The sequence below is a fragment of the Ideonella sp. P3_A4 genome (assembly GCF_056403075.1).
The window spans coordinates 1-1,108 of record NZ_JBFUGE010001140.1 but is presented as its reverse complement, the minus strand read 5'-3'; the positions used below and the strand labels follow the sequence as shown (position 1 = coordinate 1,108).

1 protein-coding gene is annotated in these 1,108 nt (G+C 62.1%); it reads left to right on the top strand.

Translation table 11 applies throughout. From position 1 onward, the window contains the following. Positions 1-53: 53 nt before the first annotated feature. The gene (locus AC1DYI_RS36480; RefSeq protein WP_477208961.1) at positions 54-1,100 is read left to right on the top strand and encodes an IS30 family transposase; all 1,047 of its coding nucleotides are present in this window, start codon (positions 54-56) and stop codon (positions 1,098-1,100) included. Positions 1,101-1,108 lie beyond the last annotated feature (8 nt).

Sequence of the window (1,108 nt, the reverse complement as noted above, 5' to 3'; positions counted from 1 at the left end):
CTTCGCCTCAGATTTGAAGTGCAACACTTCTTCTCCAAGGAGCAGTTGCACGAATGGGAATCCGATACTCTCACCTGTCCTCGACAGATCGCGTTCGTATTGAGGTCTGCTTGCGCTACGGCGCTCGTGCGGCCGCCGTGGCACGCTTTGTCGGCTGCCATCGGTCTACCATTTGGCGGGAGCAAGAACGCGCAAAGTCTTATGGCTTCAGGACCTACGCCGCCGACTTCGGCCAGCGCTTCTATGACCGCTCTCGACGCAACGCCGGCTTGGCACGCCGCAAGCTTGGCCCCGACTACAACTGTCCCGCCTGGCTTCATGTGCGCCAGGGCATGGCTGCCCGCCACTCCCCGCAGGAAATCGCTGGCAGGTTGGCTCTTGTTTGCCGCTCCCTTGGCGGTCATCTCGATCATCCGGCCTACGTGAGTCACGAAACCATCTACTGCGCCATCTACGCCATGCCTCGGGGCACCTTGCGTACCGAGCTGGTCAGCCAACTCGCCCGCTCTCCCGRCGGCCGTCGCCCACGCTCGCGTTCCACCTCCCGCCCGCCCAGGCTGCCAGACATGACGTCCATCAGCCTGCGCCCTCCCGAGGTGGCCACGCGGATCGCTCCGGGCCACTGGGAGGGTGACCTCATCAAGGGCGCTCGCAACCTATCCGCCATCGGCACCCTCGTCGAGCGCACCAGCCGATACGTCATGCTCGTCAGACTCGACGGCTTGGGAGCTCGCGCCATCCTCGATGGCTTCTCCAGGCGCCTGCGTGAGGTACCCGACAGTCTGCGCAAAACCCTTACCTACGATCAAGGCTCCGAGATGGCCCTGCATAAGACCTTAGCCAAGCGCCTGCGCATGGATATCTACTTCTGCGACGCCCACAGCCCTTGGCAGCGCGGCTCCAACGAGAACGCTAATGGCATCATCCGTGAGTTCCTCCCCAAGGGCCTTGACCTCTCGCCCCTTACCGACAAAGATCTGCGCAACCTCGAGTTCGTCCTCAACAACACTCCTCGCAAGATCCTCGGCTTCCGCACTCCACACGAAGTCTTCTCTCAACTCAAAGTCACCGACATCGCTGGTGTTGCACTTCATCCTTGAGTCGGCCC